Genomic DNA, 13971 nt, shown 5'->3' on the forward strand with positions numbered 1-13971 from the left:
CGGCCGGTCGCCGCGCGAAGGCGCGGGGCGGGGCGGGGCGGGTCGGGGGACCGGCGCGGGGGCCGGTACCGGGCTGGCGGGGGACGCCTCGGCGGCGCTGGCCGCTGAGGGCGTACGGGGGGCTACTGCGTCCGACTCGCGGGGGAAGGGAACGCCGGGGCCCGGGATGCTCTCGTGAATCTCCGGCTCCTCGGGGAAGACAGGCATACCGCGTTGTCTATCAAATGCTCGTGCGACGCGCACCAGGGCCCCTCTGGTTGACCGCTCCGCGACTGGTGATACGGGGCATCCGTCCGGGTTCCGGACTCCTTGGCCCGGCAGCCCGCGTGCTATCCGACGCTGCGTCAGATGTCCAGGGCGAGCTGCATGTCGTCCGGCTGCTGCGGCAGTCGCACCCGCTTCATATGGCGCCACTGCGGCAGGTCGTCCAGATAGGCCCAGGACAGCCGGTGCAGCGGGCTCGGGCCGAACTCGGCCAGTGCCGCCCGGTGCACCGGGGACGGATAGCCCGCGTTGTCCGCGAAGGCGTAGACGGGGTACCCCTCCCCCAGCTCCGCCATCAGGCCGTCCCGATGGACCTTGGCCAGCACCGAGGCGGCCGCCACGGGCACGCACTTCTGGTCGCCCTTGATCACCGTACGCACCCGCCAGGGCCCGCCCAGGTAGTCGTGCTTGCCGTCCAGGATCACCGCGTCGGGCCGGATCGGCAGCGCCTCCAGAGCACGCACGGCCGCCAGCCGCAGGGCGGCGGTCATGCCCAGCTGGTCGCACTCCTGCGGGGAGGCGTGACCCAGCGCATGGGCGGTGACCCAGTCGGCCAGCACGGCGCTGAGCTCGGTACGGCGGCGGGGGGTGAGCAGCTTGGAGTCGGTCAGGCCCGCGGGCGGGCGGCGCAGCCCCGTGACGGCGGCGCAGACGGTGACCGGTCCGGCCCAGGCCCCACGGCCCACTTCGTCGACACCGGCCACCACGGCAGCACCCGCGTAGCGGAGCGAGCGCTCCACGCTGTGGGTCGGCGGTTCGTACGGCACCTCCCCAGGCTACGCCGGTCGGGACGGGCCGCCGCCCTCCGGGGCGGGGCGCACCATCGGCAGCAGCACCTGGTCCACCACCTCGTCGGCGAAGCCCGCGGGCAGCTCGCCGCCGTGGACTTTGGAGCGGTACAGCAGCAGCGCCGGGACGACATCGGCGACCAGCGGGTTCGCCGCGCCGGGGCGGACGTCGCCGCGCCCCTCACCACGCTGCAGGATCTGCAGCACGGCCCGCTTGGCGGGCTCCATCACCCGGTTCAGACAGAGTTCGACGATGACCTCGGCGTGCTCATGGTCCATCTCCCCCATCAGGACGCGGATGGCGCGACCCCCGGGGGACTGCACGGTGGCCGTCATCCGGTCCATGAGCTCGTGGAACTCCGCCGCGACCGACCCTCGGTCGGGGATGTCAGTGGCGGGTGGCAGGCTGGATTCCAGCGCGTCCAGCACCAGTTCGTGCTTGGACGTCCAGCGGCGGTACAGCGCGGCCTTGCCGGTACGTGCGGCGCCCGCCACGCCTTCCATCGTCAACCGCGCGAGCCCACCGGAGGTCAACTGATCCAGAGTCGCCTCGAAGATCGCGTGCTCCAGATCCTTGCCGCGACGCCGAGAGGCCGCGGACGTCGCGCAGCAGCCGGCCTGCGGCTGGGGGTTCTCGGGCAAGGGCGCTGTCATTCGCCGATCCTCCGTCACATTCCATAAGGAACGGTTGCGTTCACAAATCCCCCACCGCTAGGGTCGATTTTAGTGAACGGTACCGTTCCTTCAAAGCCAGGCACAGCCAATCAACAGGGGGCACATTGTGGCTGTCTCGGACACAGTCCTGCAGCATCCACCCACCAAGGCGGGCAAAGGCCAGCGCCCGGGGATCGCCCTGGCGGTCATCGCCGCCGCCCAGCTCATGGTGGTGCTCGACGCCACCATCGTGAACATCGCGCTGCCGCACATCCAGGACGCGCTGAAGTTCAGCACCACCGACCTCTCCTGGGTCATCAACGCCTACACCCTCACCTTCGGCGGCCTGCTGCTGCTCGGCGGCCGCGCCGGTGACATCCTCGGCCGCCGCCGGGTCTTCATCGTGGGTGTGCTCCTCTTCGGCTTCGCCTCGCTGCTCGGCGGGCTCGCCCAGAACTCCGGGATGCTGCTGGCCTCCCGCGCCCTCCAGGGCATCGGCGGGGCGATCTGTTCGCCCACGGCGTTCGCGCTGATCGCGACCAACTTCAAGGAGGGCCCCGAGCGCAACCGCGCCTTCGGTGTCTTCTCCGCTGTCGCCGGTTCCGGCGCCGCCATCGGCCTGCTCGCCGGCGGTCTGCTGACCCAGTACCTCAACTGGCGCTGGGTGCTCTTCGTCAATGTCCCGATCGCCGTCCTGATCGCCCTGGCGGCCCCGCGGTACATCAATGAGTCCGAGCGCCACCCCGGCCGCTTCGACGTCGTGGGTGCGCTGACCTCCACGCTGGGCCTGGTGGGACTGGTCTACGGCTTCATCCGGGTCGCCTCGGACGGCTGGAGCGACACCCTCGCGATCGTCTCGTTCAGCGCGGCCGTGGTGCTGATGGTGCTCTTCGTGGTCACCGAGCGGCGCACCGCGCAGCCCATCACCCCCCTGCACATGTTCGCCAACCGCAACCGCAGCGGCAGCTACGTGATCATGCTCTGCATGGCCGCTGCGATGTTCGGCATCTTCTTCTATGTCACGCTCTTTGTGCAGCGGACGCTGGGCTACAGCCCGCTCAAGGCCGGTGTGGCCTTCCTGCCGATCAGCGCCGCGATCATCCTCGCGGCGCAGCTGTCCTCCGCCTTCCAGCCCAAGACCGGCCCCAAGCCGTTCATGGCGGGCGGCTCGCTGCTGGTCGTCATCGGTCTGACGTGGCTGACCCAGACCAGCGCCACCAGTGGTTACCCCGAGGGCGTGCTCGGCCCCACGGTGATCTTCGGCTTCGGTATGGGCTGCATCTTCGTGCCGATGATGCTGATCTCGGTCTCCGGAGTCGCCCCCTACGAGACCGGGGCGGCCTCCGGACTGCTGAACGCCACCCAGCAGATCGGCGGCTCGCTGGGCCTGTCCATCCTCACCACGGTCTTCGGCACCGCGGCCAAGAACGAGTTCGGCAAGCAGCTGCCCTCCTTCATGGCCCATGCCACAGACGCCCAGAAGGCAGACTTCGCCAAGACCGGCCAGATGCCGGGCAGCTGGGGCAATGAGGTGCTGGCGCACGGCATCTCCCAGGCGTTCATCGTGGGCGCCGTACTCTCCGTGGTGGCCCTGGTGACGGCGGTCTTTGTGATCAAGCCCAAGGCTTCCGAGCTTTCCGCCGAGCCGGTCCACGGCGGTCTGGCCTGACCTTCGGCGCACGGCCGCGGTGGAGGCGCGCCCTTCGCCGCAGCCGCGCGTACCCGGACACCCGGACGCCTGCGCACCCAGGCGTCCGGGCATCCGGACAGGCCCCGGCGCCCTGTCCTCTGCGACAGGCAAGCAGCGCTTAACAGTCCCCCTCACCAGACATCGCTGGACCTTCCACGGTGGGCGGGCAATGCTCGATCCATGCCCACCTCCCTCCCGCCCTTCGGCCGAACCGCAGTGGCCATGGTCACCCCGTTCCGCCACGACGGAGCACTGGACCCCGACGGCGCCCAGCAGCTCGCCACCCATCTGGTCGACCGCCAGGGCTGCGACGGCCTGGTGGTGGGCGGCACCACCGGCGAATCAGCCACCACCACCGACGCCGAGAAGGGCACGGTGCTCCGCGCCGTCCTGGAGGCCGTGGGCGACCGCTGCGCCGTCACCGCCGGCGTGGGCAGCAACGACACCCGCCACACCGTCGAACTCGCCCGTGCCGCCGAACGCGCCGGAGCACACGGCCTGCTGGTCGTCACCCCGTACTACAACCTGCCCACCCAGGAGGGCATCCGGCGCCACCTCACCACGGTCGCCGACGCCACCGCCCTTCCCGTGATGCTCTACGACGTCCCCGCCCGCACCGGCACCGCTCTCACCCGCGAAACCCTGCTGCGCCTCGCCGGCCATCCGCGGATCACCGCCGTCAAGGACGCCGCCGGCGACCTCACCAAGAGCTCCGCAGTCCTGGCCGCAACCGACCTGCTCTACTACTCGGGCGCCGACGAGCTCAATCTGCCCCTGACCGCGATCGGCGCCACCGGAATGGTGAGCACGGTCGGCAATGCCGCCGGCCTGGCCGTGGCCGCCGTGCCAGCCGCTCTCGCGGCAGGCCGTCCCACCGAGGCCGCCCACCTCCACCAGCGACTGCTGCCCCTGGTGGAGGCCATGATGGGCAGCGGCGCCCCCGGCACCGTCACCGCGAAGGCCCTGCTCCGCCACCAGGGGCTGCCCGCCGGTCCGGTCCGGCTCCCGCTGGTCGATGCCGACCAGCGGCTCACCGACACCCTGGTCAGCGCTCTGGAGGCAGTACTGGAGAGCTCCCGGGAGGCCGGACGCGGGCCCGCACCGAGAACCGCACCGAGCAGCCCCGCACCAGCCGCAGCGGAGGCTGCGGCGACTGCGACGGCTCGGAGCTGACGGCCCTCAGGCTCCAGAGCCTCAGAGCCTCAGAGCCTCAGGGCTTCAGGGCGGACAGATACTCCTCCCAGGTGCCACTGCCCACCGCCCGTTCCGGGGTCAGATGGAGCCCCTGGCGAAACCCGCGCGCCGAGGCCCCCAGCATCGGCAGGGGAAGCAGCAGACGCCGCTTGCCCACCGCCCGCAGATAGCCCTGCGCCATCTCAGCGAACGAAATCACCCGCGGGCCGCCCATGTCAGCCACTCGCCCAGCGGGCTCTCCGCCGGCAAGCCCGATCAGCCGCTCCGCGACCTCCTCCGCCGCCAGCGGCTGAACGCTGATGCCGGACAGCACCGGCATCACCAGCGGCACCTTGGAGAGCGCCCGGAACACCTGCGCCGGCAGGTCGTGGAACTGCGTGGTCCGCAGCACCGTCCACGGCAGGCCCGACCCCTCGATCAGCTCCTCCACCTGGTGCTTGACCCGGTAGTAACCCAGCGGCAGCCGGTCGACGCCGACAATGGAGATATAGACCAGATGCACCCCGCCGACCCGCCGGGCGGCCTCGATGAGCTGCTTCGCCGCCGCCACATCCGATGCGGGGTGCCGCGAGTCGGTGGCGCAGTGCACCACGACGGAGACCCCCTGCATCGCCGCGTCCAGCCCCTCTCCCGAGGCCAGGTCCCCGGTGCACCACCGCACCCCCTCCGGCACCGCCGAGGGAGCGGGGCTGCGGCTCAGCAGCCGTACCTCGCCGCCCTCTGCCGCCGACCGCCGGACCACGATCCGGCCCAGTGTGCCGGTGCCCCCCGTGACCAGGACCGTTCCACTCATACCGCGCTCCTTCTCGGTGTCCGCAGGCGGCAAGCACCACCCGCTCACTGAGAAGAACCGGACAGCCCCCTGGAATGTGACAGCTCCCGCCACTGGCGGGCCACGTACTCCAGCTTCTCCGGGTTGACCACGGTGCGCACCCCGGAGATCCCGTCCCCGGACATCTCCAGCGCGGCCACCGCCCGCAGCGTTCCGGCATCCCACCAGAGCAGCCCCGGTTCCCCGTTGACCTCTGCGAGGACCACATCGGCAACGGTCCCCGCCCGGCCGACGACACCGAGGACGAAGCGTGCCACCCGGTCGCGGCCCAGCACCGGGCGCCGCGCCGCGGTGACCCGTCCGCCGCCGTCCGTCCAGGCCGTCACATCCTCGGTGAGCAGCGCCTCCAGCCCGGGCAGATCGCCCTGGGCGGCGGCCTCCAGGAAGCGCTCCAGCAGTTCCCGGCGCCGGACCTCGGAGGTCTCGAAGCGCCGCACCGGCTGCTCCATCCGCTGCCGGGCCCGGCGGTGCAGCTGCCGGGACGCCGCCTCGGAGACGTCCAGGACCCCGGCGATCTCGCGATGCCCGTAGCCGAAGGCCTCACGCAGCACAAAGACGGCCCGTTCCGCCGGGGAGAGCCGCTCCAGCATCATCAGCACGGCCAGTGACACCGACTCCCGCTGCTCGGCGTGCTCCTCCGGCCCCGGGGCGGGCGGCGGCGCCATCAGCCCGCTGCCCGCGCCGGTGAGTACCGGTTCGGGGAGCCAGGGCCCGATATAACGCTCCCGCCGCGCCCTGGCGGAGGTGAGCAGATTGAGGCAGAGGTTGGTGACCACCTTGGCCAGCCAGGCCGAGGGCGCTGCGATCAGCGTGCGGTCCGCCGCATCCCAGCGCAGGAACGCCTCCTGCACCGCGTCCTCCGCCTCCGCGGCCGAGCCCAGCAGCCGGTAGGCCAGCGCGAGGAGCCGCGCACGGTGCGCCTGGAACTGTGCCGCAGAGCCCTCGGTACCGACCATTCCGCCAGTCTCCCAGCAGCCCCGCCCGACCGGGGCAGGGATCGGCCGGCAGGGGGACGGCAGAAGAGGCCGGTGCCCCGGGGCGGGTGCCCCGGGGCGGTGCCCGGCGTCAGTAGGAGGCGTACAGGGAGTAGGCCACCGGGTCCTTCACGGATGTGCCGAAGGAGGACGGCCAGCTGCCGAAGACCACACCCCCGGCACTGTAGGCGCCCTGCCCCGCACTGCCCGCGCTGTAGCGCATGTTGTTGGAGAGCGAGTCACTGCCGTTGGTGTTGTACATCAGCCAGTAGCTGGTGCCGGCGCTCAGCGTGGCGGTGATCGGCAGGGTGTTCCAGGAGTTGGCGGTGAGGGTGCCGGTGATGGTCGAGGCGACCAGGGCGCCGGGCGAGCCCGCGCTGTCGGTGTAGACGGCCAGCTGGTACTTGTTCTTGGGATCGGCGCTGACACTGCCGACAAAGACCGACATGGACTTGAGCGTCACCGCCGACGCCCCGGTGGTCACCTTGCTGCCGTTCATGTGGTTGGCGTTGCCGTCGTCCTGCTGGCTGCCCGCCTGGTTGTTGCCCAGGGTCTGCAGGGGTACGCCGCCGGTGGTGAAGGTGGCCTGGTACGGGGCCGCCATGGTGTTGCCCGCGGTGTCCTTGATCTGCTGCACGGTCAGTGTGTAGGCGGTGTTGGCCGCGAGCTGCTGGCTGGGTGTCAGCACGGCGGCATTGGCCGTGGTGTCCAGGGTGACCGTGGCGGGGACGGTGGTGCCGGCGGCGTTCTTCAGCGTGACATCGGCACCGGTGACGGTGGCGGCGTTCACCGGCTCGCTGAAGCCCGCCCTGACCGTGGTGGTGAGGGCGACGCCCTGGGCTCCGTCGGCCGGGGAGCTGCTGGTGACCTGCGGCGGGGTGGTGTCCTGGCCGTAGGTCGCGGTGTACGAGCCGACCTTGGCGTCGAAGAACGCGTACTGGACGCCCTTGATGGTGTCGATCCGGTAGGGGATGCTGCTCCCCCCGAAGCTGATGCCCGCGAGGCTGCCGCCGGTGGACGAGACCGGCACCATGCCGCGCAGCCCGTTGGCACCGCCGGTGACGTCGAAGTTCAGCTTGTTGCTCTGCCAGGCGAGGTTGGTGAACGTGGAGCTGTTGCGGGTGTCCAGCCAGGTCAGCATCTGACGGCCGGAGACCACCGGTACGCCGTGCGCCTTGGCCGACGCGATGATGGCGTCGGAGGCGGCGGAGGCCGCGTAGTCGGTGTGGATGTTGGCGGTGAGGGCGGCGTAGTAGCCCTTGGAGCCGTAGGCGTTGTCAGCAGCAGCGTGTCGATGGTGAACGGGTAGGTCTGGCCCGACTCGTCGGTCATCTGCGTGGTGGCCTGGTAGGTGTCGATGACACTGCCGTCCTGGTCGGCGAAGCGCATGATCTCGCCGGTGCCGTTGAAGAAGCCGGGACGGTTCTGAGTGAAGGACGCCGGATAGTAGTAGTAGTCGGTGTCCAGACGGATCCCGTCGGCGTTCTTCACCTTGGGCTGGGTCGCCCAGTCGTCCCACTCCACGCAGTGGGTGCGGCTGCTGGACGGGGTGGGGATGGTGGAGTACTTGGCCTTCCAGGGGTCCAGCTGGCTCTGGTAGACGCTCGCCAGGCCCTCGCTGCCCCAGGGCCGGCAGTTGGTGGTGATGTGCACACCCACCTCGAAGCCCTGGTCGGTGTAGGACTTGGCCTGCGCGGCGGTCATGGGGCCGTCGGTGTAGAGGTAGGACGACCCGCGGATGCACTCCCAGGCGGCCACGTCGCAGCCCGGCGGGCTCTGCGCGATGTAGCCGTCCCAGCGGCCGGCGGTACCGCCGATGCCGTGGTCGTCACCGGTCATCACCACCACGGCCTTGGCGTCGCGCGGGAAGTACCAGAAGCGCGGCAGCGGCTTGCGGGAGCGGTCCAGCTGGGTGATCAGGTTGACCAGCAGCCGCTGCTGCTCGTCGGCGATCGGGATGGCGGCCTTGTCGAGGTTGTTCCAGTCCGGGTCGCCGCCCGTCCCGTAGAACATCTCGCTGGCCTCGTAGCCGTCCGTGGAGTCGCGCTGCTGTCCGGCCCAGGCGATGTTGCCCTGCCGGGTCTGCACCACCGACTTGGCCAGATCGTAGGTGAAGGCCGCGGCCTGTCCGCCGGCCGAGCCCACCGACCGGAGGGTGACCGCCGGGTTGTCGGTGGCGGTCGCGGCGTCGCTGTAGAGGTTGGCGACCGCGGTGGCGCCGTTGAGGGTGTAGCGGTCGGCGGTGCCGTGGTACTGCATGGTGTCGCCGGTGATCCCGACGCCCGGTCCGGAGGTGGTGTCGATCCGCAGATAGGCGTCGGAGCGCACCGCGCCCGCGTCGGTCAGACCCAGCAGCGGTGCCAGCTTCTTGTCCGGGCGCATCGCGATCAGCCTGCCGCCGCCGGTGGTCCAGTCGCTGAGCATGGTGGTCTGGGCGGAGGTCAGCGCCATCTCACCGAGGATGGCGACGTCGTACCCGGCCAGGGTGGTGGCGGTCACCTGGGAGATGTCCAGGACCTTGAAGTACGGGACGCCCTCGGCGGTGAGGATCTCCGCGTAGTAGCGCGAGTAGGCGTTGGCCGAGTTTGCGATGACCAGCACGGGGCCGCCGCTGCCGGAGCCCGGTCCCGGGTCGGTGGGTGGCGTGGTGTCCACGGTGTAGGTGGCGTACATGGAGAAGGACACCGACTGGTACGAGGCGTTGCCGAAGCTGCTCGGCCACGATCCGAAGGCGGTCCCGCCGGAGGCGTAGGCGCTGCGGCCGCCGTTTGCGTACGTGAGGTTGTTGGTCGACGCGGTCGCGGCGTTGGTGTTGTAGGCCAGCCAGTAGGCGGTGTTGGCCTGCAGCTTCGCGGAGACCGCCACGGTGTTCCAGCTGTCGGCGGTGAGGTTGGCGGTCGCGCTGCTGGCGATGAGCGTCCCCGGAGCGTTGGCGTTGTCGCTGTACACCGCCACCTGGTACTGGTTGCGCGGGGCCGGGCTGACCGCGCCGACATAGACGCTCAGGCTGGTCACGGTGCCGCTCGCGGCACCGGTGACATAGCGCGAGGCGTTCATGAAGCCGGCGTCCCCGCTGTCCTCCTGGGGACCGACCGTAGTGCTGCCCAGCACCGCGGTGTCGGCCGCCGCCGCCCGTTCCACCCCCAGCACACTGCTCAGCATCGCCAGTGCGGCCGTCAGCACGACAGCAAGCCTCTTGGTACGTCCCACGCGATCCCCCCGGATCCCCACCCTTGTGACGAAACGTCGGGTATTGGTGTACCGGTCCGCTCCGCTTCTGTCCATAGCCCTCACAGGAAGCACACAGGTCATCCGCAGCCCCCCGGTGCTTCCCGGCCACGGAGGCAGTGGACACATCCAGCCCCTTCCGCCCCGGGCACACCGACTGCCGACACCCGCCCCGATCAGCGCCGATCGCCTGCAGAAGGCCAATATCCACATAGAGCAGTCACCCTGCCTCCTGAGGGGTGGTCAGCCCCCGGGCAAAGGATCGTTGACTGCCGGACCTGGCATCTGCTGGAATCCACCGGGAAATAGGGCTGCGGTGCGCCGTGAGGCGAGGGGGAGAAGCCGTGCGAATAGCCGTGGTCGGCGGCGGTGTCGCCGGCGCATTTATTGCCCGACGTTTATACGGATCAGCTACCGGCGTCGAAATCACAGTGTTCACCGGCGGGACACCGGCCGATGCCACCTCCGTCTCCGGGGGGAATGGTCCGGGGATTTGAGATCGACCTTGAGTTATGCCGCCCCGCGGCAGAGAGCATGGCGGAGCTGCAGGCCGATCCATGGCTCTCGGAATCCGCCGGCTATCAGGAGACCGGTTCGACCTATCTGCTTCCCCCGGGTGTTGATCCGGCAGAGCAGGTGAAACTGCTGGATGAGCTGCTGCCCGGCTCGGCCGAGGTGATGCCCGGCCCCACCGCGGCAGCCCGCCTGGGCCTGCACGGCACCCCGCCCGGAGCACTCGCCGTCGTGGAACGGCTCGCCGGGCACCTCTCCCCCGGCCTGGCCAGGACCGCCGTACTGCACCGGCTTGCGGACCAGGGCGTCCCGGTCCTGCCGACCGAAGTGCGGCAGGTGACCGACCAGGCCGCAGTGCTGCTGTCCGACGGCACACGGCACCGGTTCGACCTGGTGGTGGCTGCCGCCGGCGGCTGGACCCCCGCACTGCTGCCCGAACTGGACGGCTCCTTCCGCACCAAACGCATTCAGTACGGAACATACCGGCTCGACAGGCCGGTGCCCGACGTGTTCGTGGACGACAACTCGGGCCTGTACGGACGCCCCCATGGCGCCGGCGGCCTGCTGCTCGGCCTGGGCAGCGAGGACTGGGACGTCCCGCCGGACGGACTCCCGCCGGACCTCGCACTCGCCCGACAGGTGGCCGCCGCCGGAGCCGAGCTGCTGCAGGTGCCGCCGGAGTCCCTCAGGCCGGATCGGCTTGTGGCCTCGTCCGACTGCTACGCCCCCTCCGGTGGCCCGCGTCTGCGAACCGTGCCCCGCACCCGGGGGGTGTTCACGTTCACCGGTGGCAGCGGTGGAGCCGCCAAGACGGCGCCGGCGGCAAGCCGGACGGCCGCGGCGGAACTGCTCGACCTGGCCGCGGGCTGACATTGGCCCCCTGTTTCCGCACCTCAAGCCAAGGCTAGGAGATGCTCCCTTGAATCACCGGACAGTAGAGACCCTGGCAATCGGAGCCGGCCAGGCGAATCTCGCCCTGGCCGTGGCCATGGAGGAACTCGCGCCGGAGGCGTCGGCACTCGGCACACTTCTGGTTGACACGCATCACGAGGTCGCCTGGCAGCGCGGAATGCTGCTGCCCTGGACGCAGAGCCAGGTGTCCCTTCTCAAGGATCTGGTGACACTCAGGAATCCGACGAGCAAATTCTCGTTCGTCAACTACCTGCACTCCGTCGGCCGCCTTGACGACTTCATAAACCTGGGGACGTTCACCCCAGGCAGTCCGACCGGCTGGCGCACCCCGCGGCGCACCCCGCGGCGGACTCCGCCGAAGCCGCGGCCAGGCCGGCGGCGCTGCCGCTCGCCGCACAGCTGCGGCTCTGCCTCCAGGCGAAGCAACTGCGCAATCTGGCACTGGCCTTCGTCGGGTGCGGGTTCACCATGGCCTTCATCGATGTGCACTTCGTACCGTTTATGACGGATCACCATATGAGCCCGGCCATCAGCTCCAGCGCCGTCGCCGTCCTCGGCGCCTGCGAGGTGGGCGGCAGCCTGATCGCCGGCTGGCTCTGCGACCGCGGGCTGGTGAAGGCCGTACTGGTCGGCGCCTATCTGCTCCGCTGCCTGGCGATGCTGGTGCTCTCGGTCAACCCGATGCCCTCGACGGTGCTGCTCTTCGGCGTCGTCTTCGGACTCAGCTGTCTGGCGTCCGTGATCGCGACCTCCATGTGGATCGCCCAGGTGCTGCCCGCCCCGGTGCGGGGCACCGCGATGGGCCTGGTGTGGATGGTCCACGCCCTCGGTGTGGCAGGCGGCAGTCAGATCGGCGCCTGGCTGGAGGGCGTGACCCACAGCTATCTGCAGATCATCCTCATCTGCGCCGCCCTGACCGCGGGTTCCGCCATCATCGCGCTGCTCTCCCGAACACCGCTCCCCCGCCTCGCCCCGATCCCCGCGCCCAGGGACGCGGACCTCACGGACTCGCCGCTCTCCTGACTGCAGCCGGGACCGCAGCGCGGCGGCGGGCGCAGACCGGCGCACGGCCGCGTCCGCCGCCTGACCCGAAGGCATCGCGCCTGGGGGCGGGCGGCGGAGCCGTCCGCGGGTCAGCGCACCTGCCGGAGGACCGCCTCGGCCAGCTCCTGCGGCGTCGACTCGCCGTCCAGCAGCACGGTGTCCTGCGGCAGGGCGTCCACCGCCGCGGTACACGCCCTGATCCTGGCCTTGCACCAGGCACGGCCCTGCTCGTCACGCGCGGGATCGTCCGGGAAGAAGCTTCGGCCGTCGATACGGCTGATCAGAACCTCCTCCGGGACCTTCAGGAAGAAGTGGCGGACCTCGACCTGGGCCGCCTCCAGGGCTCCGAAGATCTCATCCAGGTACCCCGGATTCACCAGGGTCATCGGCACCAGCAGTGGTCGCCGGTACTCCTCCACCAGGCCGACCGCCATGTTCACCACCTGACGCCGCCACTGCCGCAGGTCCTGGAAGTCACCGGTGGGCACGTCCACGATCCTGCTCAGGACGGCCCCGACCATCTCGGGGTCGAAGACCAACGCCTCCGGCCAGCGCGGCCGCAACTCCTCGACCAGGGTGCTCTTCCCACTGCCGAATGCACCGTTCACCCAGACGATCACAGGCTCTCCCTTCCAGCTGCACCCCGGGCAGCACCTCGCACGTACAAAACCCCACGCACCCCGCCCGCGTGAGGTTCCCAGGACTCGCCGAACAGGCCGCATACGGCCATGCAGGTCCGGGCGCCGGATGTGCGTGAGGGCGCCGACTCCCGTCGGCGCCCTCACGTGATGCACATCCGCAGAGCAGTTCGTCATGCGGACGATGCATCAGCCGCAGATCCGCGCCTTCCGACCATCGCGCCTCCAGGGGGCGGTGGGGCAGCGTGGCGCCGGCCGGTGTGCACCCGGACGGTCAGACCTGGACTCCGGCTCCCTGCTGTGCCGGAATGCTGCCGGCCGGGAAGGCGGTGGCGAGCTGGTCGAACTCCCCGCGCCAGTAGCGGTGCAGGTTCAGGCGCGTGGGGTTCTGGTTCCCGGGGAGGAGCAGGTACATGACGCTCCACACCTTGCCCCGCTTGACCTTGCTCACCGGGAAGGCGTCGCGCGGGTACACAGCAACGACCTCGCCGGGGCGGTTGGTCCAGCGATTGGCGACGTTCACCACAACCGAGGTGTTGGTGAGGGTGATGAAGTAGAACTTGCGGGTCAGAGCGATGGCCAGACCGAGGAACGGAATTTCGTCGAAGATTGCGTTCAGCCAGGGGCTGGGGCCCGTCTCGACGTGCACGCAGGCCACAAAGGTCTCGCCGGGAGGCGCTATCTCGCTGAGCTTCTCGATGACCTGGGCCTTTTGCTTGGCCCGGCGGATTGCCATCTGGTGTCGTCCTCCGTCGGATGCGGGCGCCACCGCGACGCGGCGGTGGCGGCGATGTGGGGGCTGACACTAGCACCGGCGTCAAGCGGCCGGGAGCTGTGATTTCCCGGGCCCGGTACCGGCTCGACGCGGGCCGCGCACACCGTCGGAAGGCCTGTGGCGAACCGGGCCGTCCCACTGCCGGCGCAGCACCGCGTTCCGCTGCCGCAACACCAGAAACTCCGTACGCTGACCAGCCCTCAGGCCCGGTGCTCGAGGCAGTGGATGGCGGGCATCCGGATCGATCCGGGTCCCTCCGCCGGCCCGCGGACACAGTCTGCAGATCTGCTTCTGCCCCACGTCCTTCGACCACCCGCACGCTGCGGACAGACTCGCCGTCCAGTGAACCGCTTCCCGGGCCTCCTCGGGCAGGCCGGAGTCACTCGCAGGGCAAGGGGCGCGTCAACCGGCCGGGGCAGCCTCAACGAGTGCGTCGACATGAGCGATCGGCCGCTGCTCGGGCAT

13 protein-coding genes are annotated in these 13971 nt (G+C 70.3%); 5 read left to right on the forward strand and 8 right to left on the reverse strand.

Annotated features, from left to right (window positions below; translation table 11 throughout):
- Nucleotides 1-344: 344 nt before the first annotated feature.
- Nucleotides 345-1031 (reverse strand): ribonuclease HII, encoded by a 687-nt coding sequence (locus AB0761_RS12570; protein ID WP_377269069.1) that lies wholly within the window; start codon nt 1029-1031, stop codon nt 345-347.
- A gap of 9 nt (nt 1032-1040) precedes the next feature.
- On the reverse strand, nt 1041-1706 hold the full coding sequence (locus AB0761_RS12575) for a TetR/AcrR family transcriptional regulator (protein ID WP_377269070.1): 666 nt from the start codon (nt 1704-1706) through the stop codon (nt 1041-1043).
- Between the two features lie 127 nt (nt 1707-1833).
- Here AB0761_RS12575 and AB0761_RS12580 point away from each other — a divergent pair, with 127 nt between their 5' ends.
- Together AB0761_RS12580 and dapA are read left to right on the forward strand one after the other, a co-directional pair.
- Nucleotides 1834-3375, forward strand: coding sequence for an MFS transporter (locus AB0761_RS12580; protein WP_377269071.1), 1542 nt, complete (start codon nt 1834-1836; stop codon nt 3373-3375).
- Between the two features lie 201 nt (nt 3376-3576).
- Nucleotides 3577-4569, forward strand: coding sequence for a 4-hydroxy-tetrahydrodipicolinate synthase (dapA, locus tag AB0761_RS12585; protein ID WP_377269072.1), 993 nt, complete (start codon nt 3577-3579; stop codon nt 4567-4569).
- Between the two features lie 37 nt (nt 4570-4606).
- Here the strand turns inward: dapA and AB0761_RS12590 are convergent, their stop codons facing one another.
- The 4 genes from AB0761_RS12590 to AB0761_RS12605 form a co-directional block, all read right to left on the reverse strand.
- Entirely contained in the window at nt 4607-5383 is a 777-nt protein-coding gene (locus tag AB0761_RS12590; RefSeq protein WP_377269073.1) for an SDR family oxidoreductase, read from the reverse strand.
- Nucleotides 5384-5427: 44 nt separating this feature from the next.
- A complete protein-coding gene (locus AB0761_RS12595; protein ID WP_377269074.1) occupies nt 5428-6378 on the reverse strand; it encodes an RNA polymerase sigma-70 factor in 951 nt (316 codons plus the stop codon).
- Nucleotides 6379-6487: 109 nt separating this feature from the next.
- A complete protein-coding gene (locus AB0761_RS12600; RefSeq protein WP_377269075.1) occupies nt 6488-7537 on the reverse strand; it encodes an Ig-like domain-containing protein in 1050 nt (349 codons plus the stop codon).
- Entirely contained in the window at nt 7531-9606 is a 2076-nt protein-coding gene (locus tag AB0761_RS12605; RefSeq protein WP_377269076.1) for a hypothetical protein, read from the reverse strand. The genes AB0761_RS12600 and AB0761_RS12605 overlap by 7 nt, the downstream gene beginning before the upstream one ends.
- Nucleotides 9607-10104: 498 nt before the next feature.
- On the opposite strand from AB0761_RS12605, the gene AB0761_RS12610 reads away from it, so the two are divergent.
- Genes AB0761_RS12610 through AB0761_RS12620 form a run of 3 tightly spaced genes read left to right on the forward strand, consistent with a single transcriptional unit; the run spans nt 10105 to nt 12072 of the window.
- Nucleotides 10105-11007, forward strand: a complete 903-nt coding sequence (locus tag AB0761_RS12610) for an FAD-dependent oxidoreductase (RefSeq protein WP_377269077.1) — start codon at nt 10105-10107, stop codon at nt 11005-11007.
- Nucleotides 10934-11554 (forward strand): SidA/IucD/PvdA family monooxygenase, encoded by a 621-nt coding sequence (locus tag AB0761_RS12615; RefSeq protein WP_377274050.1) that lies wholly within the window; start codon nt 10934-10936, stop codon nt 11552-11554. The genes AB0761_RS12610 and AB0761_RS12615 overlap by 74 nt, the downstream gene beginning before the upstream one ends.
- A complete protein-coding gene (locus tag AB0761_RS12620; protein ID WP_377274052.1) occupies nt 11449-12072 on the forward strand; it encodes an MFS transporter in 624 nt (207 codons plus the stop codon). Before AB0761_RS12615 ends, AB0761_RS12620 begins: the two co-directional genes overlap by 106 nt.
- Before the next feature lie 110 nt (nt 12073-12182).
- Here AB0761_RS12620 and AB0761_RS12625 read toward each other — a convergent pair whose 3' ends face one another.
- Complete coding sequence (locus AB0761_RS12625; RefSeq protein ID WP_377269078.1) at nt 12183-12713, reverse strand: AAA family ATPase; 531 nt, start codon at nt 12711-12713, stop codon at nt 12183-12185.
- 292 nt (nt 12714-13005) lie between these two features.
- The gene (locus AB0761_RS12630) at nt 13006-13467 is read right to left on the reverse strand and encodes a hypothetical protein (RefSeq protein ID WP_377269079.1); all 462 of its coding nucleotides are present in this window, start codon (nt 13465-13467) and stop codon (nt 13006-13008) included.
- Nucleotides 13468-13971: the final 504 nt, after the last annotated feature.

This window comes from Peterkaempfera podocarpi, from assembly GCF_042466665.1.
Lineage (GTDB): Bacteria > Actinomycetota > Actinomycetes > Streptomycetales > Streptomycetaceae > Peterkaempfera > Peterkaempfera podocarpi.

Bases quoted from the DNA above. Each gene is read 5' to 3' on its own strand.
- AB0761_RS12630 (WP_377269079.1), bottom strand. From the start codon at position 13,467: ATGGCAATCCGCCGGGCCAAGCAAAAGGCCCAGGTCATCGAGAAGCTC.
- AB0761_RS12575 (WP_377269070.1), bottom strand. From the start codon at position 1,706: ATGACAGCGCCCTTGCCCGAGAACCCCCAGCCGCAGGCCGGCTGCTGC.
- AB0761_RS12600 (WP_377269075.1), bottom strand. From the start codon at position 7,537: ATGCTGACCTGGCTGGACACCCGCAACAGCTCCACGTTCACCAACCTC.
- dapA (WP_377269072.1), top strand. From the start codon at position 3,577: ATGCCCACCTCCCTCCCGCCCTTCGGCCGAACCGCAGTGGCCATGGTC.
- AB0761_RS12610 (WP_377269077.1), top strand. From the start codon at position 10,105: ATGGTCCGGGGATTTGAGATCGACCTTGAGTTATGCCGCCCCGCGGCA.
- AB0761_RS12590 (WP_377269073.1), bottom strand. From the start codon at position 5,383: ATGAGTGGAACGGTCCTGGTCACGGGGGGCACCGGCACACTGGGCCGG.
- AB0761_RS12595 (WP_377269074.1), bottom strand. From the start codon at position 6,378: ATGGTCGGTACCGAGGGCTCTGCGGCACAGTTCCAGGCGCACCGTGCG.